The sequence below is a fragment of the Clostridium brassicae genome (assembly GCF_026738875.1).
Classification (GTDB): Bacteria; Bacillota; Clostridia; order Clostridiales; family Clostridiaceae; genus Clostridium_H; species Clostridium_H brassicae.
This window is the reverse complement of the sequence record NZ_JAPQFJ010000003.1, coordinates 198019-221120: the sequence shown is the minus strand read 5'-3', so window position 1 is coordinate 221120 and position 23102 is coordinate 198019. Positions and strand designations below refer to the sequence as shown.

Genomic DNA, 23102 nt, shown 5'->3' with positions numbered 1-23102 from the left:
TCTTTTTTTATTTCTTCTTCTGTCTTTTCTTCTTCTATAGATTCATATGTTACATTTCCAAATTCGCTATAAGTTTTTTTAATTACTTCTAACCAGTAAGGAAACTCTTGATCATTGCATATATATTCTGCTTGTTGTATTTCAAATATAGCTTCTTTTATAACTTCATCTTTTTCTATATCTTTTTTTCTTTATATCCTGTTAATTCATTTTTATAATATTTTATTGATTTCATATAATATCCTCCTATGGTATAATTGTTGATTTCACATTTCCATTGGTATCTAAATACCAGTATCTATATTTTCCACTTTCATCCCTTTCGATTGTATAGTTTTGATTAGTTGGAAGCGATATATTACTTATATTAATAAAACTGGCTCTTTTCATAGAAATAAAATGTTTATTATCTCCAATTGAATTTGAACCACAATCCGTATATAGCATAATACTACCATTATAATTTCCAAAAGTATTTTTTTTGCAATAATTTCCTAAAACAATATTGGAATTAACTTTCCCAATAGTATTTTCAGCGCAAGAATTTCCAAAACTATTGTCATTACAACTATCTCCAAAAACATTCACATCACAATTATTTCCAAAATTATTGTGATTACAACTTATTCCAAATTTATTATGATAACATTTAACATCAAACTTATTAGAACTACAATTGCTCCCTAAACTATTAGAATCACAATTATTATCAAAACTATTATAATAACAATCATTACCAAAAATATTAGAACCACAATCATTCCCTAAACTATTATAACTGCAATTAATTCCAAAAATATTGTTAGCACAAGCACTATTCAAATTATTAGCATAAAAACCATTTCTAAAAATATTATAATTACAAGAATTTTTAAAATAATTAGAACTACAAGTATTCCCAAAAGTATTTTCATAACAATTTTTTCCAAGTTTATTTCCATTACAATTATCTCCAAAAACATTGTTATGCAAACTTGCTCCTACTTCTATTGTGTTATTTTTACAATTATTCCCAAATGTTAATCTTTCTCCTAAATCTCCTTTTCGTAATTCTAATTTTGAAGTTCCATAACTTAAAACGGGGTGTTTTTCAATATTCTTTAAAAAGGGTTCATTAATATCATCACAAATTTTTTCAAAAACATTCGCATCAGTAGGACTAGTGGGAGTAACGTTATCTTTAGCTACATACAATGAATTCCCACTTTTATAAATATAATTTGTATAAGCATCCCCGCTAGTCCATATAGCATAACTAACATAGTTATCATCTTTATAATATGCAGTAGGATGAGGTTTCCATCTCGCCCACAACATAGTCCTCCAATCTTGTGGTGCATCATTACCACTAATTGGATCATATCTTCTTAAAATAAATCCATTTCTAGATGTAATATTATCCTCACACACCGCATTATTAAAATCATAATAAATCACGTCTTGCGGATATGTGTTACTACTAACTATAGGTTCAAATGTACTTGTACTACTTGCGGTTAGAATTAATTCTTCAATATCCATAGATTTAATTACATTTGTATATGGTTGTCGGTATTTAGTTCTGTAATCTGTTAATACATATTGCGTACCTGAGACTAATTGATTATTATCCTTAAGAGTTTTCAATTCCGAATATGTCTTTCTTTGTTGCATTTGTGACATTGTTGGCTGTAATTGCCAATTTACGCCATCAAATATTACTGTAAATATATTATTAATTTTGATTTCATTCCCAATAAGATTATTTTGATTTAGTTTAATTGTTTTACTTTCTAAACTGTTAATTTGTAGTGTAGAACTTCCAGTGTTGCTAAAACTAGCAACAACATTTATTTGTAATCCTGCATATAAAGAAGTTATTCCACTTACGTTTACAGTATAAGCATTATTCGTACCACTACTAACTGCAAAATGTACAACTTTGTTTTTTATTGTGTTTACATCTGTTTCTATTGTGTTTACTTTAATAGTAAGATTGTTTAAATCTGATATTACTGTTGCTAAATCTGCTGCTGGATTAGATAAAACAAAGTCTATTCCGTCATATACTAGCAATTCATATTTATTCTTAATTATGTCGTTTGCTTGTAGGTCGATTTTATTGCCAGAAGTATTTATTTTTTTTATGTTTTTATTTCCTAGCGAAGATATGTTAATAGTGCATGATCCAGTATTTGTTGTATTTGATTTTAGCACTAAACTTAATCCGTTGTAATAATCTGCTAAATTATTTATAGCTGTTATGAATTCATTAGCATTTTCACCTGTATCTATAGTGTGAAAAATAACTTCTTCTGCGGTAGCGTTTAAATTATTAGCACTTAGCAAAGTACCTTCTTGTGTAATAGTGCCAGGTTCTGATTCTATTTCGTATAATCCACCGCCTATATCTGTAAGTCGGTAACGATTAGGATATTGATATATAGGGTCTTGAAATATTACTCTTGTAGCCATATAAGCACCTCCTTAGTTTGGCAAAGCTTCTATTCTAGCCTTGATATTATTGTATTCTTCCTCTGTTATCACTAAAGTTATTTCGTTTCTTTTTTTTATCTCTTCTAACATATCTAAAAGTGTTGCTTTGTCTGTTTTACCTTCTTTTATTAGTTGTTCAAACATATCTTTCATACTCATTACACAACGCCACCCTTCAATTTTTCTATTTCAGCTTGCATGTTAGTATTTTCTTTTAAAACTGCATATAGCAATCGCATTAAGTCAGTTCCTGTTGTAACTACGTTCTCATTAAAGCACATAGTGTCAAACTGTCCTAAGCTTCCATCTTCGTTATAAACTCTATATTCATTCAAGTCGGTGCATAACGGTTGCAATCTGTTTATTTCTTCGTTATTTATATAAAATATAATACTTTTTTCTGTTTTTACAATCTTTTCTGCCAAAAATTCTTTATCTTTAAATATAAGCTTTTTCAATTTTTTATACCTCCTGTCTAAATAGTGGTAGGACGTTTGTTAAGTGTTAATAATCCTAACCTTTGTCCTGTTACTGGTACATATGTTTGTATTTGTGTGTCTATATTAACTCCTGCTGGTGTAGCTTTTTTTAGATAGCTTACTGGATTTTCTACTGCTGGAAATGTATATCTAAGAGTTAAATTTGTGTTGCCACCTTCTAATATTCCAACAAAGAAATTTCCCATAAGAGAACGCATATAGTTGTTTAAGGTTTCTATATCGCCTGCGCTTCTATTAGCTATTATTTTTGTTCTTAATGCACTTCTATAATCTAAATCTGTTCTTCCTTGTCTTTCTTCTCCTACTATAGTTCCGATAATGTCTAAACCGTATAGCTTAGATTTATCAATGTCTCTACTATCTATTATATCAAGAAATACATTTACGAGTTCGTCATAGTATTTAGCTAATACGGAGAAGTATTTATTTATATTTTCTCCATTTTGCAAATAGTAAGGTAGTAGTTGTATAAGTCTGTCTTTAGTAGTCATTATTGTACCACCACCTTGTCTATATCTGTTATTGCGTTTTCTTCTGCACTTACTGTTATATTATTAGAAGTAAATGTTGTTCCATCTGTACTAGTTTGGATTGCTATATCTTCTATGCCGCTGATACCTAAACTAGCTATAGTATTAATTAGCTTATACACAATAATATCTTCTCCTATATCAAGTGCATTTATATAGGAGACTACTGCGTTTTGAATAAGTGTGTCTCCGTCAACTGGATAATCTGAACCTTTTGTAATAGTTACATTTATCCAAATATTTTTATTGGTTGGTCTGCTAAAGTTAATAGTGTGAACGATACCTTGTGTATCTGTTACATTTATAGACACGCTTCCATAAGTTCCTATTCCGCCTGGCTTTTTCTCAAAAATGGAGTTTGCTACATCTGTGTCTGCTCCGCCTTTAACTAGTGAAAATATTGAATGTGCGGGTATATTATCTACTGTGTCATTAGTATCATTTTCTTTTACTGTAGCACTAGAAACCCCTGTTACTTGAAGTAAATTATTTCTTATTGCAATAGCAGTTGAACCATCGCCACCTTGTGTGGTTTCATCATAACGTGTTCTGAACTGTGGATCACTTTCTTGATCTTGACCTTTTGTAGTTTCTAAATTATTAGTAACAGAAGATAGACCAATCATTGGATTTATTATTGTAGTAATAGTGTTAGCTGGTGTATTACCGATAGCCCCTGCAATTTGTGCAACAATTGGAATATCTACACTTCCACCAGCGGGTATTACTTTCTTTTCTTTGGTTTCAAATGTAACTCCGCTATCTGTTCCAACTAAAAATCCAGTTTCTATTGTAGTTCCTGCTGCACCAGTAAAAGTTACTATACCTTCTGCCTTTGTAGCCTGTTTTCTAGCTATTCCAATAAATTTTCCTGTGTTAGATAATGGAACACCTTCCGCAAATTTTGGACTTGTACTGTAAAACACATTTTCAGCCAACTCCCATAATTCGCTTATCATATAAATATAAGGTACTGAAAATTGATATAGTGGGTCTTGCTGTGAAAAATCTATATTTTCTCCAAAAGCATCTTGACTTTTTAAGTCTGCTTCAAATTGTTCTAATAAATTATTATAAGTTTTTCGATTAAATCCATTTGTAGTAATTCCATAATCAGACAACCTCTACACCTCCTACATCTACAATATCTGATGTTTCTTTATACTTTAATTTTATATTAATTTGTTGTTTTCTGTTTTTATTATCTGTTGTTATGTCAGCAAATTCGATTTTTTCAACATTTTCGTCTTGATAAGTCGCTTCTGATATAGCCAACAACTTTCTTTCTTTGCTTATATTTTTTTCTTTTATGCTTAGCACTTCCGTTCTATCTAATCCTATATTTGCATTATAGAAAAGTTCTCCTTGTGCTACTAAAAGTAAGCCTTTTGTTTTTTGTATTTTCTGTTCTGTGTCTTCTACAATGTCTAATCTTTTTGATGTAATAGAAATATCTCCGTTTTGAAATTTTATGCTCTTAATTTTAATCCCCTCCTTACCGTTGGATTTCAAATCCTTAGGTTATTCTGCATAAACTTTATTAGATGTAGTGTAAGTGTTGCTATCCTCTATTAGTATTTTTTTAGTTGCATTTTCTCCAAGTTTAATATTATTTGCATTAATAACTATATCTCCGTTTGATTGAATTTTAACGTAACTACTTGTTCCCTCTTTTTGTATTATTAAATCTTCTGTAGAATTAAAAGCGTTATTAAGAAAATTAATACTCAAAGGCAGCACGATTGCATCCTCTAGTGCATGTGTTCTATCTGTTGCGGGTTTCTTAGTATTGCCATCTATAAGCAAATTATCTATATCATAATCGCAAAATAAAACTAATACCATATCACCTAATCGTGGACGAACTTTTATAGTATATCCACCCAAACTAAAATATCCGATAGGTACAGTAATAAGTGGACTAAATGGTATATTTTGTTGTGGAACATAATGCATAGGCTCGATAGTGGCAGTATTGTAAGTAGAATCATATTCTACTATTTTACCTATTACCATTACATTCAAATCATTGCCCATACCACCAACAACGCTTTGAAATAATTTAGCAACTTCTTTCATAGTGTTCTCACCTCCACACTAGTTGTAAAGTCTGACTTATGTTCTCCTTCTATAACTAAAACTGTTCCATTTAAATCTTTTGATTTAATTTGTAATAAGCTATAAGGTGCTATAGCGTGATTTAATAACATTTCTATCTTATGAGTTGCCACGCTGTCTGACTTATCTATTTTGTCTACACTAATTAATCCAGTAGAAGCGCTTAAGAGAAATCCCATTTGGAAGCCCTGCTGATTAGGTATAAAATTAATTGCTGATCCACGAACTAAAAATCTTGAATTGCAATCTCTCGCTATTCTAGTAAGATTATTTAATATTTTCCCACTCGCTACAAATCCCCGTTGATAAGTAACATTATTAGATAGTTGTAATGTATTAGCTTTTAAATTGCCTGCTAGCGCTAATAAACTTGCGATAATATAATCCGCCTTTACACCAGCATGGTATGTCTTGTATATTGTTTTATTAAGATATTGTTGTGTTATGTTAAGCGCTTTAATCTTTGTTTCCTTGTCAACTCCATTTTGGCTTGTAAATACATCTGAAATCACACCAGACAATATTGTTCCTGTGTCTGTTCCATATCCAGCATTAACAATAATACCAGTTCCTTTAGAAATTTGAGCAACACTCGTAGGTGAAAGATTATAAAGAGTAACCTCCGCTTCGTCTGGTATTGTATCGCTGTCAAATTTAATAGAAAAATCTATGTCAATGTAGGGATAAGCCCAACGACGATTACCAATAATAACTTCTATTTTTCTATCAAAAAACTTACTCATGCATACCACCACTTTCTATTTCTTCTCTTGTGTAGTAGAATAATTTAACTTCATCTTGTAAATTTACAAATGTTATTTCGTTTATGTTTTTATTACTAGATTTAAAAATTAAAGCTTCTGTAAAAAAATCTTCATTTAAATTACCTTCTGAATCTTCATATAAATCTTTAAATAATTGTTCGTTCAACACAATTTTTTCTGATTGAACCAAAATCTTATCATCTATCAATAAATCTATTGTAAAAAAATCTGAAATGAAATTATATTTAATAACAAAGGTATATATTTTATTACTTAATTCTAAGTCGAATCTGTATGGTATAAGGTCTTTATCTATTTCAATTGTTCCCATAAATCCACCTCCTAATTTTTAGCTTTTCTACCAGCGTTACTTGTGCTTTTAAGTTTTGTACTTGCACCGTCACTATTTTGTTTTTTTAATGCTTCTATATCTGGTATAGTAAATCTACTTGTATTAATACTTATAGTTTGCTTCTCAATAATTCTGACTTGTTGTAAAGTCATGTTGAAGGTTATTCCTTCTGCTACATCTTTGTTGTGTGTATTCTCAAAACTTGTAATTACCATACTAGAGTAGTAACCAAAATTTGCATAATATCTTAATACATTTTTATCTAAACAATATCGTCTTAATTTTGTTATTTGTTCCCAAGGGTAACCAGTGTTATTGAAAATAATTCCATCTATACTTATAGTAACTGGTTTATTAGCGACATTATCGCTTATTGTAGTGCCATCTTCTACATTCCTAGTGGTTACATCATTTGAATAATTTATCTTTTCTTCTTCTACAACAGTAAAAAATACATCTCCTAATTTGCATATGTTAGGCATAGTTTCACCTCCTAATCTAATTATACTAGAAAATAAAAAAGCCCTCTTAAAGGGCTATATTTCTGTATATCCTAGTTGTACACTGGCAGTTCTAAACACACTTTCTAATTCCTCTTTTACAGCAGTTCTAATATCATTTACTGTGTCACTATCTGCATTACCGTGAATGTTTATAATAATTGGTGAATTAACATTCATTCCACCGCCACTACCTCTATTTAAAATACTTCTAGTTTGGTAATTAGGTGTAACAGAATCGCCACGATTTATGTTAACTATTTCTGGACCATTTTCTCCAACTAATGCTGGACCCGAAAATGGTTTTGAATTAACACCACTTGCATACATAGGTATATATGGAGAAGCAAAAGGACTAGTATTCTTTTTCGGTGTTTGTTTAACTGATCCATTTGTAGGTGTTTTAGCATGTTTTTCACCTGTAAAGTTAACATAGCCAACATCTCCAATTTTGCCTATGTTTACACCAGGTATTTTATTAAGAAATCCTATAGCAGAATTAGCTTTTTCAATTAGCCAATTAATTTTTCCTACGACAAAATTAACTGCTGTTTCTGCTCCACTCTTTAATGATTCCCACAATGAATTAACTCCATTTCGGAAAGTTTCCGAATTGTTATATGCAGTTATAAATACCGTTGCTAACAATATTATAAACCCTATAACTCTTACAACTGGACTTGCATTCATAGCTGCATTAAGTAACCATTGTGCAGCAGTTAACAATTTAGTTGCACCTTCCGCTACAAATTCCGCTGTATATAATCCAATTATGGCAGCTGTCTCTAAATGGTCAGCGGCAACATTCAACAATGTAACAACTTGGTGATAAGCTTTTTGAATATTTAAAGCAATAAGTATGCCAGTTTGTATAGTCCATGCTGTAGTTAGTCCAATTACTGCAGCTAATACAAGACCTTTGTTGTTTGCTATCCATTTTAACGCTGCTATTACAAGATTTAACCCTGTATCAACTAATGTACCAGCTACTTTTTTTAAGTTTGAAAAGCCATTACTAGTTTCTGGAAGATATGTGTTATATATATTTGCAAGTTGATTGCCAATCTCTTTAAATTTAGGTATTAAACTTGTTTCTACATAGTTTTTAAAATCAATTACAACTGGGAATACAACGTCATTTAAGATTGAACCAAATTTTGCAAATCCATCTTTAACTTTTGGAATAATATTAGTTATACCTCGTATAATATCCTGTAGTTTTTTACCAGAACCAGTTGTATCAAATAAACTAATTTGCAAATCTTGTAAAGCTGATTGCAGTTCCTTAAATGCACCGCTTACTGTATTCTTTTGATCGTCAGCCATAGCCTTAGCAGCACCATTACTATCAAGAATTTTTTTCTTTAAATCATCATATCCTTTTCCAGCACCATCCATAAGAATGGTTAAAGCTGCAACGTTTTCTTTACCCCCAATCATAGCCTTTATAGCTTGTTGCTGTCCTTCTGTAAAACCTTTAGTTTTATTTTTTAAATCTAAAAGTATATTATTTAAAGGTCTTATTTTTCCATTTGCATCTGTTGTCTTTACCCCTAATTTATTAAGTTGATCTGAAACTTTCTTAGTAGGTGCGGTTAGGTTTAATAATATATTTCTTAATGCTGTTCCTCCTTCTGCACCTTTTTTACCCGCATTAGCTAATATACCTAATTCTGTATTCATGCTTGCTGTGTCTAATCCTGCATCTTTTGCAACTGAACCAACAGTAAGAATAGCTTCCCCCAGCTGATTAACATTTGTATTACTTCTTTGAGAAGTTCTTGCCATCTGATCTATAAACATATCTAAATCTTTAGTTTGCAATCCTAATGCACTCATCCCATCTGTTACCAAATCGCTTGCTCTGGCCAAATCCATTCCACCAGCCGCAGCTAAATTTAAAACCTTCGGTAATGATTCTATACTTTGTTTAGTATCAAATCCAGCTAATGCCATATAATTTAACGCGTCGGCTGATTCTTTTGCAGTATACATTGTAGTTCTTCCTGCTTCTTTTGCTGCATTTTTTAACGCTTCAAAATCTTGGTTCGAAACGCCACCCATTGTAGCCTTTACATTTGCCATACTTTGTTCAAAATCCATAAAGGTTTGTGCAGAAGCTTTTCCGAAGTCAAAAACTTTTTTAGTTACAAATGCACCTGCAACTACTTTCCCTAAAGTTTTTAGAGTAGAACTTGTAGAATTTGTATTTCTATCTAATCCACGCATACTATTACTAGCGTTATTTATATTCCTATCTAAGCTATTAGTTGAACTTTGCATCAGTCTCAAATCGCTAGCATTGGTTTGAAAACTAATACTATAAACTAAATCCTCTAAAGCTGCCATGTTACCCCTCCTTCCGATATATATTAATAATACGATATACCTTTACATATTAATTTTAGCACAATAAAAAAAAGAGAAGGTTTCACCCTTCTCTTGAATACTTCTTTTAAATTGTGACACTAACAATCTAAATCCCAAAATTCATATTGTGTTATATCTTCACCAGTATCTTCGTCATAACTTCTTCCACACTCTTCGCATTCCCACCAATATTCTGTTGTAAAACCATTTTCACCATTTTCATAAATCATTTGCTTATTACAATGTGGACAAATGCCACTTTCAATCATTTTTTTATTTTTCATTTTTTATCCCTCCTATTGCGTAATATACAAATTTTACGAATTAATATTTAAACTAGTGTTTAACTCATTATAATGTTATAATATTGTTATTAGAAAACTTTAGTTGATTATTATAGCCAATAATCGACATATTTAAGTAATCTTGTGTTTCGTACTTATCTATAAATTTTATTAGTTTATCCAAGTCTTTAACTAATACATGTTTGTAGGTAGGTACGACAAATTCTTTTTTGAGTTGTTTTTGAAAATCAGCGTACACTTTCGCTCTTAAACTTCTATTTTTATAAGCCATACTATCTTTGCCACCTAATATTTTTACTATTTTAGACTTATATTTTCTATTAATAAATTCACATTGTGCAGCACTTAAAGTAGCATAGTCTTTCATTTCTTTTATTTCACATTTTACAGTGTTTATTTCTTCTTTTAACTCTTCTTGTTTTTGATCTAAAGTAAATATAGCTTGTAGTTCTTTAGATAATTTAGGTAATTTGTTTAATCTTTTTTCCATTTCATTAAAAGCATTTATATATTTAAGTTTCCATTCAAGAGCCTTTTGGCCTGTAAAACCCATAACTAACAAACTAAATCCATCACGATTTATGAAATATTCTTGTTGATTTCTATTCATAGAATCTTTATATTCATTTATAATAAACATTTTAGATACGCTCAAATTTGAGCTTATTAAATTTTGTATATCTCTTTTTATATTTTTATGTTCTTTTTCAAAATCCATAGCTATTACTCTACTACTTACTCTTATTTCTCCACCTTGATTAATTAACTCTAAACTTTTACACATATATTATTCCTCCTATTATTTTATTATTTCTGTTTCTAAAGCTTCCATGCAATCTCTTAATTCAATACATTTTAAATCTAGATATGGATCACAATAATAATCTTTTATTATTTGTTTCATATCTTCAAATGTCCAGCCGCCTTTTAAATAATCAATCATATAATTAAATAATATTTCTAATTCATTCATTTTTTACACTCCTTTTTTATTTATGGTATATGGGAAATCCATTATTCTTAATGGAAATATTAAAAATTGAATTTCACTTGAAATAAATATAACTGGGTTTAATGGTAAATCTGAATATATTTTATATTGTTCGATATTATACAAAAAATTTAAATTTTTTTCATTGATAAACACTAAAGAATTATTGCTATTTTTCAATAACCTAGCTTTGATTTTAGGATCATAGTCATATATTATTTTTGTAATTTCAGTATTAAACTTGCCATTGCTTTTAAAATATTCACTTAATTTTAAATCATTGAATTCTGACAATCTTCTATTATATATATAAAAGTTATTTTTTAAATTTTGAAAAGTTTCTTTCTTCAATATATCAGAGTATGTTTTATTTGATTTATTTATTTTGAAAGCTGTATATCCATTAGTCACTATAAAAAAACCTTCATAATCCTTATAAATTAAATGGAAATCTAAAGAATTTTTAACCCATTTTCTAAATAATGTATACTGATTCATATTATTCTCCTTTCTTATATTTATATAATATTTCTTTTTCTAAATAATTTTGAGTATTTTCATACCCTTCTGCATCTAAACAATCTTTTAAATATTCAAATGCTATTTCTAACACATGATTTGGTTTAACCCCTAACTCTGCCGCTAAGACATTAACCCCCTTTCGTAAATCTTCTCTAAATGTGGTAGTCCATTGCTTGCGTTTCAAAATATCACCTCCTTACAATTAATTATAATACTTATAATAATTTTGTCAAGTAATACCGTACAAATTTATAGAATTATTTCGGTATAAGTTTATAATATTAAGAAAACATAAATAACACATGCTTTAAAATCGTTTTTAAGGCATTTAAATAAACTTTATGATATATTGCACCTTTTAAAATAAAGTTGCTTAAAATGCGTTTAAATTAATTTTATTCATATACTGCTTTAAATAAACAAAAAAAAGAGAAGGATTGACCTTCTCTAAACTAAGCAAACTTCTTGTAAATATTCATTTGTTCGTATTTAACCGTATATGTTCTTTTATCTGTTTTAATTTTAGTAGGAAAGCCATGTTTGCCAACCCATTCAGCAATCTTATCTATTAATGATTTTTTATATTTTACTGTACTGCCTTGCCAGTTCCCTTTTTGTTCCCACACAATTTTTTTCTCACTATCTGCAATAGGTATTTCTTTAAGTATACATGATAGCGCTTGTGTGGCTGGCTTATCGTTCTTAGTATACATACCACAGTATTCTGCTAAATCCGTAACAGTTAAATAATGTTCTTCTGCATTGATATCTATAGGTAAGTTAATACCAGCTTTTTTATAGAATTCTTTTGTAGTTAATGCTAGACTTTCTGGACTTACTTTTGCTTTTTGTAAAATAGGTAACACTATATTTAATGCTTCATTTATTGTCTGTGTACTTTCAATTTCATTTGCTTTCTTTCTTAGCATATTTGGATTAGCTTTTTCAGTTATATATGCTCCTTCTTTTCTTAAAGTAGGTAACACTTCATCAGTAACCCAATCTTGGAATTTTTCTGCATTTGGTTTATTTGATTTAAATATTAATTTATAAACTCCGCTTTCAGTTAAAAATTTTTCACCAGTATTATGCAATTTTCTAATGTCTGCATTACCGACAATAGAATTTGTTAATTTTATACATTGTTTTTCATTCATTGAAGCTAAATAATCTCTAACTCTTGATTCACTTAATTCTAAACATTTACCAACATTGTAAGGATTGAATAAAATTTTTCCATTCAATTCAAATACCTCTACGTTATTGTTTTCAAATACCATTAAATTATTGCTCATACTCTATACACTCCTTTTGTATTGTTTTTAGTGTTAGAATATGCTAAAATAATATTGTCGAGTATTACTTTAACATACTCTAAAAGAGTATAATATGGATAGTGCATTTCACAATGAAGTGTGCTATCTTTATTTTTTGTCAGACACTTTACATTTATCAATCCATTGTAATACCTCTTCTTTATCAAATTTTATTGATCCTCCTATTTTAAAATAAGGTAACCCCTCCTTTTTTAAATTATATACAGTAGATTGAGCCACGCCTAACATTTCAGCAACTTCTTTAGCTGTTAAAAATCTCTTCTCCATATTAAATTCTCCTTTCATGTATTATTATACCATTATATATTTTACATTGCAATCATTATTTTATTAATTTTATTAATTTTATTATAATGGTTTGTTTGTTAGTTATCAACTTACAAATATTGTACTGTATTAATTATAATTATACTTATACCGTACATAGGTTGTCTTATCTGCTGTTTTCTTACTTTTTCATTGAAAATAAAAAAAAGAAGGCTTTCACCTTCTAATTCTATATATCTTGTTTAATTGTTTTATGCATCCAAACCTCTTGACCCAATTCTAAAGTCTTTTCCCATAAAAAATTATCCCAGTTGACTTTATCTAGTTCAGCTTTTGGGAAGTCCACTGAAAAAGATTTTTCTTCTGTAGTGTTACCATACTTGTCATTAAAATCAGCCATTATCATTATGCCAATTTTATTAACATTATTATATTCCTTATGTTCTTTAAAAGATTTTAATATATGATAACATTTATTTGCAATATGCTTAAGTGAATCATCAGTATATTTAACTGTAACTAAATAATATCCGCCATTATCCTTACTGCCAGTTACTTTAATACTAGAATCTACTTTCTTTAAATGTTCTTCTAATGTTAATTCTTTTTGTTCTTCTTGTTTTGATTCTTTAGTAACAGTTTCTTGTTTGTTATTAGTAACCTCTGTAGTAGTTTCTTTATTGCCAAAAATACACCCTTTCATAAATGATATTACTAATATAATAGATATTATTCCCCCTATAATAGATGGGGTTCTCTCTGTTTTTTTATCCATAATTTCCCTCCAAATTTCCTTTTTCTATATTATAACATAATTACTATGTTACTTCCAAACATAAAAAAAACAAGGTGGAATTACCACCTTACTTTGTTCTTGCATTCTTTTCAGCTTCTTTTCTTGTTCTTTCTTCTTCCTCTTCAATCAAGTCAACCGCTGCCATCATAGTTTTATATTCATTAGCAGACATGTTTTTTATCTCTGTATATGTAAGGTTAGGAATTACTAGACTCCACGCCCTTAGATTGTTCTTTGCTTTTCTCCTGTATTTTTTGTAATTTGTATTTTCTGGGACTTGCTGAAAATGAGTTAACCTCACCAAACAATTGACCTATTACCGCAATCGGTTCATCAGCTTTTTCTATTTCTTCCATTAGGTTTTTAGGTGATACTATTAATCCGTTTTCTATTGCTAACTTTATGTATTCGCCAGGAAGGATATTATTACCTTTAGTATTTAAACATTCGCTTGTCATATCACTTATAAGAAAAGGGCTTATTTCTTGCATTACAACAGTTATCTCTTTTTCTTCCCCTTCTACTTTAAAACTTAACTTAAATTGTTCATTAATCATACTCCGATACCTCCGATTTTATTATATTTATTCGTCTGCCATATCTAAATTTGGAACTGCTATTGTCCATTCTCTTTCGCCTATTTCTGCACCCCTTGGCATATCTGCGGGCTTCATAATAACACACTCTCCACCGCCAGCCTTAGCCTTACCAATATCATTACCATCCACTAATTGTGTGGTAAATGTATCGTCGCTTTTAGCTAGTAGAGATAATAATTTATTAGAGGGACTATCATGTTTTAAGGTAAATACTATAGTTCCACTGTTATCATTTGTTTTTGCATAAGATGTATCGCCTTTAGCACCTACGTGTGGAGTATATTTATCGCTATTTCTAGCTACCGTTATTTCTGATCCATTAGAAAATCCAGTTATATATTCCTGTCCACCACTATAATTTACAATCAAATTAACTAAATTAAAATCATAAGGTCTTGCCATCTATACCACTCCTTTCTTACAGTTCTAATACTACAGCACCATTTACTGTTACTTCTTCTATTGCTCCTGCTTCTACATAACTAAACTTAATACCAGTAAGCTTTCTGTTTTGTCTGTCTGTAGAAGATATTTCCCTAACTGTTTTATAAGTAATAGAAAATGCAGGCGTATTATCTTCATTTGTGCCTATGATTCCATTATTAAAGGCGGATTGTAAAGCTGTTGTGATAGCGCTAACAACTTGTTGTATACCAGCATCAGTATATGATACTTTTTCAGTAGCCATTAATAATTTAGCTATTTCACTTTCAATTTGGAATTTAACCCAATCCATACTCTCAATATGATCTATATAATCGCCAGAAGCTGTTACTCCACTGTCTAGTTGTGCAGTACCTAGTCCTATTACTTCAAATTTATTAAGATATGCATTCATGTTTTTGCTTCTAATTGTAGCTAAATCGGCTGGTAGTATTGCATCTGCTGTAATATTTTTAAGATTTTTAAATTTAAATGTAAAACTACCTGGAATTCTTGTAGCTGCATAACCAACCATTGCCGCATCTAATCTATCAGCATTTTCTTTATAGCCTAATACGGTTCTTTTTTTAGATGTAAAATCTGTAGTAAAAGTTGTGTTATCAAATTGAGTGTAAAATTGTTTGTTATTTGTTTCAGACCATGTTGCAACCGCAGTTATTAGAGTTTCTGTTTTATCGTCTAAAATAATCCTATACCAGTTTGGGTATTGTGTTATTAACGTATTTAGCGCAGTTGTTAAATCTGCTGCTTTGTCTTGACTAGCACTTATATCTGTTCCAAAAATAGCAACTTTTTGTGGTCGTGGTTCTTGACTTGCAAAAGTATTAACTATTTTATATACTTCTGTGTCTGTAGCAAAATCAGCTTGAACACTTGCTAAATCTTCACTTATGTCATATTCTTCATAGCTATGTGCAGTAGTAGTGCAAACTACAAGTAATTTCCCAAATCCTTCTTGGCTAGTAACTTGCGTTTGGTCACTAATTATTACATTTATATCAGCCATTTTTTAAATACCTCCCTTTTAAAAATCTATAATTACATTTTCTATAGTGCTTTCTATTTCAACACTTTCAACACTATCGTTCGATACTGTTACTTCATCCATAACTCTTATTTGCACATCAAATCCATACTTATAAATATATTCCGTTTCAAGTATAGAAGTTTTGTCAACAAATACCGAACACCTTAAGATTATTATATCATTATCACTTAATTCTTGCTTTACTGTTGTTTGTAGTGCGTTAACAGTATTCTGCATAAACTCATACATTTCTGTCATATCATTAGAGTAAAATGTAAAACTTAGTGTCATTTTAGGTTCTTCTAATCTAGTAGTTGTAACAGTTCCATCTATATTCGCTTTATCTTTTGTAGTTGCTCTAAAGTCGTCTTTATCTTGTGCATATGCTACAAGTATATTGGTGGTAGCATAGGGGTAAGGTGGCAAATTATGTGTAAGATTAGCTTTTATAAATTTGTAATTAGGGTTAATTTTCTTTAGATTTACATTAAGAGAAGTATTTATTTTATTCCACACATCTATTACATTAACCATTTACTTTCACCACCTTTTTCATGAAATATCTTTTGAATGTTTGGTTTATTATGTTATAGCCCTTAAAAGCATATATCGTATATTCTTCTTCTGTTACTATATCTTTTATTTTAGTGTTGTCTCTTAACGCCACGCTCGTATAAAGTTTTTGATCTGAAATACCATAAAAACCGTCTGGTAAATACTGCATATCCTTCTCATTTATAGGTAACATAGCACCTTTAAAAGAAAAAGTTATTTCTATTCCAGGTATATAATCTCCGTTGTTGTTGTAACTGCCTTCTGTTATTTCTTTATATTCAAAATCTTTTTTAAACCGATTAAGTATTAAGTCCAATTTAGCACCCTCTTTCTGTTGTAAAAAATATTTTTATAACTTTTAAAATCTCATAATTATACTTTTTATTTTTATTTAATTTTTTATTCTACCTTATAAGTTATTGATTGCCTAAGTCGCCCAGTATTTATTAAAGGGTTTGATTTAGGTGCTTTTTTTTGTAATGTAAATGGATGGTTTGCTGGACTATTAACCTCTGTAAGTGTTTCTTGTGTAAGTCCTACTAAGTAAGTTCCAACCCTATCAAAAAATGTTTGTGTACTTATTCTAAACGTTATAACTTCGTTTAAATTTTGTCTTATGAAAGTATCTATTTTATTTTTCTTCTCATTAAAAGTTTTACGAATAAAGCTTCTCTCTGGTATGTGTATTTCACTTGTAGTTGATTTTAAATGTAATCCCTGCGAATGTAAATACGCTCGCATTTTCGGAGTAACTCTTATATCAGTTCCAAATTCGTTTACACTAGCTATCATTAGTATTTCTGAATCTTCACTACCAAATATACCTATCTTTATTTTTCTTCTCTTTATTTCATCAATAGTACGCCTTAACCGTGGCATATTATCAACTCTTACAGTTCGTGTAATTGAAGCCATTATATATTCACCGCCCTATATTTATTAACGATAGCTATCTGTTCTTGCGATAGCTTTACATCTTCTTTCCATTCCATTTTTACGTCTGATATAGAGTAAGATTTTAGTCCTTGACTTGCACCTTCTGAACTGTCTATTCCTAATTGACTTTTTATAAGTTGCAAAGCAAGTAATTTTAAATCCGCAGGTACTTCTGCATATCCAGCATTGTATTCAATTCTTATATGTCGCCTTGGATAGTTAATTCTCTGTGACATAAGAGAACTGCCACCTATCTTACCCCAAACTAAATCTTTGTATAAAATACCGCTCTTACTGTTAATATCATATTCTGTAGAATCTAATTCACGATAAACTGCATTATCTATAATGTACTTAATAGACGTAACTGAATTAATAGGATAGTTCTTTAAAATCAAAGCGTTACTATTAGTTCCTGCATATTTCTCTATATGATCTTCTGCTAATATATTTCTTCCAATCATTCCTATAATCATTTCACTAACCCCGTTAATGTAAATATTAAGAATAATATCTTTACTTGTATCGGATTGATCTATATTTAACCATTGTTTTAACTCTTCTAATGTTACTAAAGTCATGTATTCCACCTCCTAATTAAATTTTAGCATAAAAAAAACAAGAGGTACTTTTACCTCTTGCGTTACATTGCTTTTATATTGTGACTATTTTAATTTATCCCATGTAGCTTTTAAAATTTTAGTGTCTGTTAAAGCATTATGTTGTTTAAATCCTTCTATACTAATACCTAGATTTTTGGCTAATTCGATTCTATCCACATCTATGTCTATTCCTTTTGTAAATAATATAGATGAGAAATCTATAGGTATATAGAAGAAAGGGATATCCCAAACTCCAAATAATTCACAAATACCATTCCAGTCAAACTGGTTTACATCTGCTACTAATACTGGCTTATCTTCTCCATAGTTTTCTTTTACAAATTCAATTATTTCTTCTTTAGCTTCTTCTTTTGTTACAGCATTTCCATTTAGTAATGGTATAACATTTTCTTGCACCCAAGGATCTATATCGTTTTTATCTTGTTCTATTTCCAAATATAATTCTTTTCCTTCTTCTGTTATTAAAGCTAAACTTAAAAAATTAACCCCTTTTGTAGTTAATTTTGTAAATTCTCCATCCATAAATATTAATTTTCTTTCCATTTTTAACTCCTCCTAATATTTTTTTATATTTTATATTTTTAATAATATTATTTTTAAATTTTATGATAACTCTTAAGTGCACTAATAGCGTCCTCTACAGTTATCTCATCCTTAGTTAGAGGTGTAGAACCCATTCCACCGTATACATTGTAAGGATAATGAACATAAAAGATTCTATTATTATGAATTTCTATAAAATCTCCATTAATGATGTGATACTTATTACTAGCTTCTAATCCCAATGCTTCTAAGATACTAATCAAATTACCACAGCTTCCTTGTGCGGAGGTCTTAGCTCTTAATTTCTCTAATTCATCCTTAACTATACATTGTTGAGATGTAAATTTATTATTTTGAAATTGATTCATTAAATCAACTTCTAATAATAATTTCTCTTCTTCTTGAAGTAGACTATGTAGTCTTTCTAACTTTTTAAGTTTCTGTTCTAACATCATTTTATTTTCCTCCAAATTTATTTTTTTAGTGTCGCAATATACAAATTAGAGGACTAAGCATTGATATTGCTTAATCCTCAACACTTTTGTATTATGAAGCAACTAATACCATAATCTTTTTCCACAAATCGGACATAATTCATCTCCATTGGCTATTTCATTTATATATTTTCTAAAATTAGAAACAAATGTTTTATTACAAGTTTCACATAGTCCCATCACTTTATAAGTCAAATCATCTAAAAAATTTTTTATTTTTTGGTTATCTTTACAAGCTACTAAATTCATATGTTTAGCTGAATCCCATTTATCTTCGGTAATACTCTCACCTTTTTTATTTATCCATACATAAGTAGACTTTGTAAAATTGTCACACATAAATAATTCACCAGTATTTTTATCTTCATAAAATAATCCGATTTTCAATATATAACCCTCTTTTTATTTCACATTTTACAAATTAGATTCAGGAACTACAGGTTGCAGTTCCGTAAAACTTCTAAATTGTGTACTAAAAACTTAAATTGTTCCTATTAACATATCTTTTATTCTTTTTAATTCTTTATATATAATATCTAAGTTCCCTTTAATTAAATAATTAAGTATATGCGATTTAAATGGGTCTTTCTTAAATTCTTTTCTTGCTAAATCTATTAATAAATCCACCTCTTCTTTTACATTTTTTTCTGTTACCATTCCACATAATTCATATTTTGCTCTAACGTTATCTACAGAGCAATCTAAAAAATATTTATCCGTTATACTTAGTCCAAAAGTAATTCGAGCCACTTTTATTACTGGTAAATTTGATTCAAATTCCATTTGTTCTTTGTATTTTTTTTCATCGTATGCTTTTGCTCTAGCATCAATCATTTTTTTATTCCTCCTTAAGTTTTAACTTCACCATATACTAATTTTACGAATCAAAGTATTTATTTCTTTCTTTTAGCTTATTCTTTATAGCATTTATTGAATAATCTTTATATTCTTTATACAGCCCCCTTTCTTTTAAATATATCCTAATTCATAACTACTCATGTTGTCTATTCTTTTGTTAAATTTATTTGTATCTTTCATATTTAAATCCTCTTGTATTGTTGTTATTTATATTATATTACTAACTTACTTAATTGTCAAGTTATACCGTATAATTATTTTAAATAAATAACGTACAAAAGTAGCCACAAATGTGACTACTCTGTTTTTTTCTTAGTTCGTTTTTTAGTTTTAGTTTCCTCTGGTTCTATTACTTTAGTTTCTTTTATAACTTCTTTTTTGCATTTGCATTTTTCTAAATCTTCTCCACATATGCTACAAAAGACTTTAAGCATTAAAATCATCTCCGTATTGTGCATCTGCTAGCAATAGCTGTGCTGAATATGTTGGCGCTGTTCCTTCTGTAACTGCTGCAATCCTTATGTATTGCTTTGCTCCAGTTAAGTCTATTAATAAATTAGTAGAAGTATCCGCCGCAATTAATTTAGCAGTTTCAACTCCAAAGTCAACCATGTCTGATCCATCTATTTTACTGCCATGCTGTATTTTTACTTTTACAGTGTTAGAACTTGTAGCGTTTCCACTGGATAATAGTAAAATACCACTTAAATAATTTTTTCTATCAACTACTATTGCTGAATTATCACTAGGTTTTGTTACTGGTACTAATTTCATATCACCATTCATAATTGTTTTCTTCATATTCTATACCTCCTAAGCTATTGTTTGGAAATTACCCACTGTAAATGCTTTTCCATATGCAACACCAAAATCATGAATCATTAACCCTTTTATAACTGTTTCATCATTATCAAAAGCACTTTGTAAATTTCCATCTTCGTCGTAATAAGATGCATCTTCACTTGTTTTAACTTCTAATGCCATCTGCTCGCCAATCATAAATTGATCAAAGTCTCCGAAGAATATATCTACCTTTCCTTTTGCATCTGTTCCAGTGGTTATCTGATTAGTTTCAACAAATGGGAAACCGTGGAATCTTCCATTTTTCAATTCATCTCTATATTTGTAATTTCCATTAGGGAAAGTTTCGTTATAAAGTATTGTAAATACGTCTGGATTAAATACCCATCCTAAGTTTGTCATAGGTATGTTAGCTTTCTTTAGCGGAGTAACCATATAAGAATATAACTTATCCCCGTCAATTACTTCGGCTTTAGTTACTTTTGTAACTCCTTCCGAGTTAGATATTCCAGTTGGTGTAAATTCAGTACCTAAACCATATAAAGCGTTATAATCCATTGCAATTCTCATTTGCATTACCATATCATCTCTTACTATTCTATCAGCTTCTGGTGAAGCATCTCTAATTAAATCATTTGAAAGAATAGTTTTTATAGATAACTTCTTGCTTGATAATTTAAGGCTTGCAAATCTTGCAAAACTTGGTTTTGGTGCTTTAGTTTCTCCGATATAAGCTGCTGTTGATCCACTTATCATTTTCCTAATTGTTAAATTACCTTTTGGCATTGGTAATCTTCTAACGCCCATTTTATCAAAAATAGTGTTATTGTATAGTAATGGTAATATTTCCGCATAGTATTGTGTTTCTATTAACTGTCCAGCATTTCCACCGGACATTAATGTTTTAACTTCATTTACGAAAGTTTCATCATTGCTATATATTTCGTTTGCTGCGTCTATAACACTTTTCTTTTCTTTTTGTGCATATATTTGGCATTTCCATAATCTAGCTGCCTTTTGTCCATCAAAGTATTTGCTTTTATTTTCTATAGCAGGAGCTATAATAGGTCTTTGCATTTTAACCTGTATTTCATCTATTGCCTTTTTAATATTTTCTAGCTGTTCACTGTCTGCCTTCTTCTCTACTGTTTCTTTTATATTAAGTATCATATCTTTTATTTCCATTATTTATCTTCCTCCTTTTTATTTACAATATTAAATAAGTCCTTTAAAGCTTCTAGTTCATCAGACTTTAGTTCTATATTATCATTATTTTCTTTTTCTTGCTTTTTAGGTGTTTTACAAACCTTTTCGTCTTCCTTTTGCATATCCTCGTCGTCACCTAACATAGCTTTTAAAGTTTCCAAAGCTTCTTTTATTTTTGTCCTGTTAGCTTTACTTAATATCTTTCCTGCTTTTATTTCTATATCTATGTAGTTTTTAAATTCTTCTATCTTATCAGAAAATGTTTTTTCTTCTTGCAAAGGCTTTAACATTTCTGTTATAGAGGTTATTTGTTGCTCTAAACTTTCTACTTTTTCTTTTAATTCCATATTCTCGTTACCTCCTTCCTCCTTTACATCAGTAATAGTAGCCCTGGGATTCATAGGGAATGTTACCCCAGAAACTTCCATTATTTCAATATCTTTTAGATTTCTGATAGTTTTCTTGCCCTCTGTTACATATTCATAATCTAAAGTTTTATATCCAATACTATTTTTTAGTTGCTTATTTTTCATAAGTACATACGCTTTATGTGCATTAGGTATTAGAGGTATTCCTTGCTCGTTTGTATCTAAGTATAATTTCCCTTCAAACTCCAAACCTTGTGATGTAGAAAATAACTTCACTTGTCCTACTGGCTCCGTAGTTTTGTGTTGCCACAAATAAGGAATTGTTTTATTATTATTTCTATTAGCAACACTCGGAAGAACTCTATCATTTCCTAAATCAATATTTCCAAAAGGACTAGCAATACCTTTAAATATACCTTTTTCGTTTATTTCTTTAATCTCTAAATTAAGATTTTTAAATTCTAACTCCACAACTTCACCACCCTTGTTACGGTATCACTTACTATTTACATTATATCATACTTTTTATTTTAAGTTATAACGTACAAAAGACTAGAATTTCTCTAGTCTTGTTAGTATATTGTTCATCTAATTTATATAATGCATATTCTAATTCTTTGTTTTGAGAATATAACTCTTCTATTCTTTCTCTTATAATCCTACATTGATTTACATGTGTTTGTAATTCATCTCGCATATCATGTATTTCCTGCTTGTTATAGTCTATATTTCCTTTTATTTTTTTAATTACATATTCCATAAAACTACTCCTTTATATGGTATAATGTTTTTAACTGTTTGGCTATGTGTACTTTGCATAG

At 29.4% G+C, this 23102-nt stretch carries 35 protein-coding genes; all 35 read right to left on the bottom strand.

All coding sequences use genetic code 11. The annotated features are described in order from the left end of the window. Window positions 1–246 precede the first annotated feature (246 nt). Window positions 247–2454 (bottom strand): hypothetical protein, encoded by a 2208-nt coding sequence (locus OW729_RS04725; RefSeq protein WP_268060310.1) that lies wholly within the window; start codon window positions 2452–2454, stop codon window positions 247–249. Between the two features lie 12 nt (window positions 2455–2466). Further along, a complete protein-coding gene (locus tag OW729_RS04720; RefSeq protein ID WP_268060309.1) occupies window positions 2467–2634 on the bottom strand; it encodes a hypothetical protein in 168 nt (55 codons plus the stop codon). After that, window positions 2634–2933, bottom strand: a complete 300-nt coding sequence (locus OW729_RS04715; protein WP_268060308.1) for a hypothetical protein — start codon at window positions 2931–2933, stop codon at window positions 2634–2636. The genes OW729_RS04720 and OW729_RS04715 overlap by 1 nt, the downstream gene beginning before the upstream one ends. Before the next feature lie 17 nt (window positions 2934–2950). After that, window positions 2951–3466: a hypothetical protein gene (locus OW729_RS04710; RefSeq protein ID WP_268060307.1), complete on the bottom strand. Its 516-nt coding sequence runs from the start codon at window positions 3464–3466 to the stop codon at window positions 2951–2953. After that, on the bottom strand, window positions 3466–4626 hold the full coding sequence (locus OW729_RS04705; protein ID WP_268060306.1) for a baseplate J/gp47 family protein: 1161 nt from the start codon (window positions 4624–4626) through the stop codon (window positions 3466–3468). Before OW729_RS04705 ends, OW729_RS04710 begins: the two co-directional genes overlap by 1 nt. Further along, window positions 4619–5017 (bottom strand): hypothetical protein, encoded by a 399-nt coding sequence (locus OW729_RS04700; protein WP_268060305.1) that lies wholly within the window; start codon window positions 5015–5017, stop codon window positions 4619–4621. The genes OW729_RS04705 and OW729_RS04700 overlap by 8 nt, the downstream gene beginning before the upstream one ends. A gap of 9 nt (window positions 5018–5026) precedes the next feature. After that, on the bottom strand, window positions 5027–5584 hold the full coding sequence (locus OW729_RS04695; RefSeq protein WP_268060304.1) for a Gp138 family membrane-puncturing spike protein: 558 nt from the start codon (window positions 5582–5584) through the stop codon (window positions 5027–5029). Further along, window positions 5581–6366 (bottom strand): phage protein, encoded by a 786-nt coding sequence (locus tag OW729_RS04690; RefSeq protein ID WP_268060303.1) that lies wholly within the window; start codon window positions 6364–6366, stop codon window positions 5581–5583. Before OW729_RS04690 ends, OW729_RS04695 begins: the two co-directional genes overlap by 4 nt. Beyond that, complete coding sequence (locus OW729_RS04685; RefSeq protein WP_268060302.1) at window positions 6359–6718, bottom strand: phage baseplate plug family protein; 360 nt, start codon at window positions 6716–6718, stop codon at window positions 6359–6361. Before OW729_RS04685 ends, OW729_RS04690 begins: the two co-directional genes overlap by 8 nt. Window positions 6719–6729: 11 nt before the next feature. Then, window positions 6730–7221: a phage baseplate protein gene (locus tag OW729_RS04680; RefSeq protein WP_268060301.1), complete on the bottom strand. Its 492-nt coding sequence runs from the start codon at window positions 7219–7221 to the stop codon at window positions 6730–6732. A 54-nt stretch (window positions 7222–7275) separates the two neighbouring features. Continuing rightward, on the bottom strand, window positions 7276–9588 hold the full coding sequence (locus OW729_RS04675) for a phage tail tape measure protein (protein WP_268060300.1): 2313 nt from the start codon (window positions 9586–9588) through the stop codon (window positions 7276–7278). Window positions 9589–9707: 119 nt separating this feature from the next. Next, window positions 9708–9893: a hypothetical protein gene (locus tag OW729_RS04670; protein WP_268060299.1), complete on the bottom strand. Its 186-nt coding sequence runs from the start codon at window positions 9891–9893 to the stop codon at window positions 9708–9710. A 67-nt stretch (window positions 9894–9960) separates the two neighbouring features. Beyond that, entirely contained in the window at window positions 9961–10698 is a 738-nt protein-coding gene (locus tag OW729_RS04665; protein ID WP_268060298.1) for a Rha family transcriptional regulator, read from the bottom strand. Between the two features lie 15 nt (window positions 10699–10713). Beyond that, complete coding sequence (locus OW729_RS04660; protein WP_268060297.1) at window positions 10714–10887, bottom strand: hypothetical protein; 174 nt, start codon at window positions 10885–10887, stop codon at window positions 10714–10716. Between the two features lie 3 nt (window positions 10888–10890). After that, window positions 10891–11403 carry a hypothetical protein gene (locus OW729_RS04655; RefSeq protein ID WP_268060296.1) on the bottom strand — a complete coding sequence of 171 codons (513 nt, stop codon included), beginning with the start codon at window positions 11401–11403 and terminating at the stop codon, window positions 10891–10893. A 1-nt stretch (window position 11404) separates the two neighbouring features. After that, a complete protein-coding gene (locus OW729_RS04650; RefSeq protein ID WP_268060295.1) occupies window positions 11405–11611 on the bottom strand; it encodes a hypothetical protein in 207 nt (68 codons plus the stop codon). A gap of 268 nt (window positions 11612–11879) precedes the next feature. After that, on the bottom strand, window positions 11880–12722 hold the full coding sequence (locus tag OW729_RS04645) for a BRO-N domain-containing protein (protein WP_268060294.1): 843 nt from the start codon (window positions 12720–12722) through the stop codon (window positions 11880–11882). Between the two features lie 129 nt (window positions 12723–12851). After that, window positions 12852–13031 (bottom strand): helix-turn-helix transcriptional regulator, encoded by a 180-nt coding sequence (locus tag OW729_RS04640; protein WP_268060293.1) that lies wholly within the window; start codon window positions 13029–13031, stop codon window positions 12852–12854. Window positions 13032–13260: 229 nt separating this feature from the next. Continuing rightward, window positions 13261–13806 carry a hypothetical protein gene (locus OW729_RS04635; protein ID WP_268060292.1) on the bottom strand — a complete coding sequence of 182 codons (546 nt, stop codon included), beginning with the start codon at window positions 13804–13806 and terminating at the stop codon, window positions 13261–13263. 218 nt (window positions 13807–14024) lie between these two features. Next, entirely contained in the window at window positions 14025–14384 is a 360-nt protein-coding gene (locus OW729_RS04630; RefSeq protein WP_268060291.1) for a hypothetical protein, read from the bottom strand. 27 nt (window positions 14385–14411) lie between these two features. Then, window positions 14412–14828 (bottom strand): phage structural protein, encoded by a 417-nt coding sequence (locus tag OW729_RS04625; RefSeq protein ID WP_268060290.1) that lies wholly within the window; start codon window positions 14826–14828, stop codon window positions 14412–14414. 16 nt (window positions 14829–14844) lie between these two features. Next, complete coding sequence (locus tag OW729_RS04620; protein WP_268060289.1) at window positions 14845–15876, bottom strand: DUF3383 family protein; 1032 nt, start codon at window positions 15874–15876, stop codon at window positions 14845–14847. 18 nt (window positions 15877–15894) lie between these two features. Further along, on the bottom strand, window positions 15895–16431 hold the full coding sequence (locus OW729_RS04615) for a phage neck terminator protein (RefSeq protein WP_268060288.1): 537 nt from the start codon (window positions 16429–16431) through the stop codon (window positions 15895–15897). After that, on the bottom strand, window positions 16424–16768 hold the full coding sequence (locus OW729_RS04610) for a hypothetical protein (protein ID WP_268060287.1): 345 nt from the start codon (window positions 16766–16768) through the stop codon (window positions 16424–16426). The genes OW729_RS04615 and OW729_RS04610 overlap by 8 nt, the downstream gene beginning before the upstream one ends. An 83-nt stretch (window positions 16769–16851) precedes the next feature. Next, on the bottom strand, window positions 16852–17367 hold the full coding sequence (locus OW729_RS04605; protein WP_268060286.1) for a hypothetical protein: 516 nt from the start codon (window positions 17365–17367) through the stop codon (window positions 16852–16854). Beyond that, window positions 17367–17969: a head-tail connector protein gene (locus OW729_RS04600; protein ID WP_268060285.1), complete on the bottom strand. Its 603-nt coding sequence runs from the start codon at window positions 17967–17969 to the stop codon at window positions 17367–17369. Before OW729_RS04600 ends, OW729_RS04605 begins: the two co-directional genes overlap by 1 nt. 84 nt (window positions 17970–18053) lie before the next feature. Next, window positions 18054–18554, bottom strand: a complete 501-nt coding sequence (locus tag OW729_RS04595) for a 3'-5' exonuclease family protein (protein ID WP_268060284.1) — start codon at window positions 18552–18554, stop codon at window positions 18054–18056. Window positions 18555–18607: 53 nt separating this feature from the next. Continuing rightward, a complete protein-coding gene (locus OW729_RS04590) occupies window positions 18608–19009 on the bottom strand; it encodes a hypothetical protein (protein ID WP_268060283.1) in 402 nt (133 codons plus the stop codon). A 102-nt stretch (window positions 19010–19111) separates the two neighbouring features. After that, a complete protein-coding gene (locus tag OW729_RS04585) occupies window positions 19112–19435 on the bottom strand; it encodes a hypothetical protein (protein WP_268060282.1) in 324 nt (107 codons plus the stop codon). 93 nt (window positions 19436–19528) lie between these two features. Continuing rightward, complete coding sequence (locus OW729_RS04580; protein WP_268060281.1) at window positions 19529–19882, bottom strand: hypothetical protein; 354 nt, start codon at window positions 19880–19882, stop codon at window positions 19529–19531. 320 nt (window positions 19883–20202) lie between these two features. Beyond that, the gene (locus tag OW729_RS04575; RefSeq protein ID WP_268060280.1) at window positions 20203–20340 is read right to left on the bottom strand and encodes a hypothetical protein; all 138 of its coding nucleotides are present in this window, start codon (window positions 20338–20340) and stop codon (window positions 20203–20205) included. Then, window positions 20333–20707, bottom strand: coding sequence for a hypothetical protein (locus tag OW729_RS04570; protein WP_268060279.1), 375 nt, complete (start codon window positions 20705–20707; stop codon window positions 20333–20335). Before OW729_RS04570 ends, OW729_RS04575 begins: the two co-directional genes overlap by 8 nt. 12 nt (window positions 20708–20719) lie before the next feature. After that, a complete protein-coding gene (locus OW729_RS04565) occupies window positions 20720–21892 on the bottom strand; it encodes a phage major capsid protein (protein WP_268060278.1) in 1173 nt (390 codons plus the stop codon). Beyond that, a complete protein-coding gene (locus tag OW729_RS04560; protein ID WP_268060277.1) occupies window positions 21892–22752 on the bottom strand; it encodes an HK97 family phage prohead protease in 861 nt (286 codons plus the stop codon). Before OW729_RS04560 ends, OW729_RS04565 begins: the two co-directional genes overlap by 1 nt. Before the next feature lie 64 nt (window positions 22753–22816). Then, on the bottom strand, window positions 22817–23041 hold the full coding sequence (locus tag OW729_RS04555; RefSeq protein WP_268060276.1) for a hypothetical protein: 225 nt from the start codon (window positions 23039–23041) through the stop codon (window positions 22817–22819). Window positions 23042–23102: the final 61 nt, after the last annotated feature.

Excerpts from the sequence above, each read along its gene's own strand:
- OW729_RS04720 (WP_268060309.1), bottom strand. The coding sequence starts at position 2,634 with ATGAGTATGAAAGATATGTTTGAACAACTAATAAAAGAAGGTAAAACA.
- OW729_RS04665 (WP_268060298.1), bottom strand. The coding sequence starts at position 10,698 with ATGTGTAAAAGTTTAGAGTTAATTAATCAAGGTGGAGAAATAAGAGTA.
- OW729_RS04620 (WP_268060289.1), bottom strand. The coding sequence starts at position 15,876 with ATGGCTGATATAAATGTAATAATTAGTGACCAAACGCAAGTTACTAGC.
- OW729_RS04625 (WP_268060290.1), bottom strand. The coding sequence starts at position 14,828 with ATGGCAAGACCTTATGATTTTAATTTAGTTAATTTGATTGTAAATTAT.
- OW729_RS04680 (WP_268060301.1), bottom strand. The coding sequence starts at position 7,221 with ATGCCTAACATATGCAAATTAGGAGATGTATTTTTTACTGTTGTAGAA.
- OW729_RS04690 (WP_268060303.1), bottom strand. The coding sequence starts at position 6,366 with ATGAGTAAGTTTTTTGATAGAAAAATAGAAGTTATTATTGGTAATCGT.
- OW729_RS04630 (WP_268060291.1), bottom strand. The coding sequence starts at position 14,384 with ATGATTAATGAACAATTTAAGTTAAGTTTTAAAGTAGAAGGGGAAGAA.
- OW729_RS04670 (WP_268060299.1), bottom strand. The coding sequence starts at position 9,893 with ATGAAAAATAAAAAAATGATTGAAAGTGGCATTTGTCCACATTGTAAT.
- OW729_RS04595 (WP_268060284.1), bottom strand. The coding sequence starts at position 18,554 with ATGGAAAGAAAATTAATATTTATGGATGGAGAATTTACAAAATTAACT.
- OW729_RS04635 (WP_268060292.1), bottom strand. The coding sequence starts at position 13,806 with ATGGATAAAAAAACAGAGAGAACCCCATCTATTATAGGGGGAATAATA.
- OW729_RS04675 (WP_268060300.1), bottom strand. The coding sequence starts at position 9,588 with ATGGCAGCTTTAGAGGATTTAGTTTATAGTATTAGTTTTCAAACCAAT.
- OW729_RS04640 (WP_268060293.1), bottom strand. The coding sequence starts at position 13,031 with ATGGAGAAGAGATTTTTAACAGCTAAAGAAGTTGCTGAAATGTTAGGC.
- OW729_RS04615 (WP_268060288.1), bottom strand. The coding sequence starts at position 16,431 with ATGGTTAATGTAATAGATGTGTGGAATAAAATAAATACTTCTCTTAAT.
- OW729_RS04725 (WP_268060310.1), bottom strand. The coding sequence starts at position 2,454 with ATGGCTACAAGAGTAATATTTCAAGACCCTATATATCAATATCCTAAT.
- OW729_RS04575 (WP_268060280.1), bottom strand. The coding sequence starts at position 20,340 with ATGCTTAAAGTCTTTTGTAGCATATGTGGAGAAGATTTAGAAAAATGC.
- OW729_RS04645 (WP_268060294.1), bottom strand. The coding sequence starts at position 12,722 with ATGAGCAATAATTTAATGGTATTTGAAAACAATAACGTAGAGGTATTT.
- OW729_RS04655 (WP_268060296.1), bottom strand. The coding sequence starts at position 11,403 with ATGAATCAGTATACATTATTTAGAAAATGGGTTAAAAATTCTTTAGAT.
- OW729_RS04565 (WP_268060278.1), bottom strand. The coding sequence starts at position 21,892 with ATGGAAATAAAAGATATGATACTTAATATAAAAGAAACAGTAGAGAAG.
- OW729_RS04600 (WP_268060285.1), bottom strand. The coding sequence starts at position 17,969 with ATGACTTTAGTAACATTAGAAGAGTTAAAACAATGGTTAAATATAGAT.
- OW729_RS04570 (WP_268060279.1), bottom strand. The coding sequence starts at position 20,707 with ATGAAGAAAACAATTATGAATGGTGATATGAAATTAGTACCAGTAACA.
- OW729_RS04605 (WP_268060286.1), bottom strand. The coding sequence starts at position 17,367 with ATGGCTTCAATTACACGAACTGTAAGAGTTGATAATATGCCACGGTTA.
- OW729_RS04555 (WP_268060276.1), bottom strand. The coding sequence starts at position 23,041 with ATGGAATATGTAATTAAAAAAATAAAAGGAAATATAGACTATAACAAG.
- OW729_RS04590 (WP_268060283.1), bottom strand. The coding sequence starts at position 19,009 with ATGATGTTAGAACAGAAACTTAAAAAGTTAGAAAGACTACATAGTCTA.
- OW729_RS04660 (WP_268060297.1), bottom strand. The coding sequence starts at position 10,887 with ATGAATGAATTAGAAATATTATTTAATTATATGATTGATTATTTAAAA.
- OW729_RS04685 (WP_268060302.1), bottom strand. The coding sequence starts at position 6,718 with ATGGGAACAATTGAAATAGATAAAGACCTTATACCATACAGATTCGAC.
- OW729_RS04710 (WP_268060307.1), bottom strand. The coding sequence starts at position 3,466 with ATGACTACTAAAGACAGACTTATACAACTACTACCTTACTATTTGCAA.
- OW729_RS04695 (WP_268060304.1), bottom strand. The coding sequence starts at position 5,584 with ATGAAAGAAGTTGCTAAATTATTTCAAAGCGTTGTTGGTGGTATGGGC.
- OW729_RS04580 (WP_268060281.1), bottom strand. The coding sequence starts at position 19,882 with ATGATTGATGCTAGAGCAAAAGCATACGATGAAAAAAAATACAAAGAA.